The following is a 463-nucleotide window of genomic DNA, read 5'->3' as shown; positions in this document are numbered from 1 at the left end:
CCACGGGCCCGCGCCAGCCGGCCTGCACCTCCTGCACGATGCCGCGCGGCCCGTAGCGGCCCAGCGCCGCATGCAGCGGCGCGCCCAGCGGCAGGCGGCTGGCGATCTGCGACAGCGCCGCCAGATCGAGCCGGTCGGCGCGCAGTTCGCCCTGCTCGCGCTCCGGCGCGGCGGGGTCCCGGCCCGTGACGCGCACCGTGGCATTGCCGCCGGGCCAGCGCAGGCCGTCGCGGGTGCGGAACTGCAGCCCCTGGGTGGAGGCCTCGAAGCCGCCATCCAGCCCCCGGCCACCCACGCGGCCGGCCACCGCCGCCAGCGCCAGCGGCTCCAGCCCCGCGCCGAGGGCGGCCTCGACGTCGGCGAGCGCGACGTCGGCCGTGCCGCCGGCCACCTCGCCGCGCCGCACGTCCAGCCAGGCGCGCAGCGCGCCGCGGCCCCCGACCACGTCGATGCCGTCGATGTC

Annotated in this window: 1 protein-coding gene; it reads right to left on the bottom strand. The window is 80.6% G+C overall.

The window, feature by feature from the left end; translation table 11 throughout:
* Window positions 1-463: hypothetical protein (locus GVL52_RS31985; protein ID WP_200847988.1), on the bottom strand; the 463-nt coding region annotated here is incomplete at both ends.

This window comes from Rhizobium sp. 18055 (assembly GCF_902706285.1).
Lineage (GTDB): Bacteria > Pseudomonadota > Alphaproteobacteria > Rhizobiales > Rhizobiaceae > Rhizobium.
Note: the sequence above shows the minus strand (reverse complement) of the source record. Positions and strands in the feature narration are given on the sequence as shown.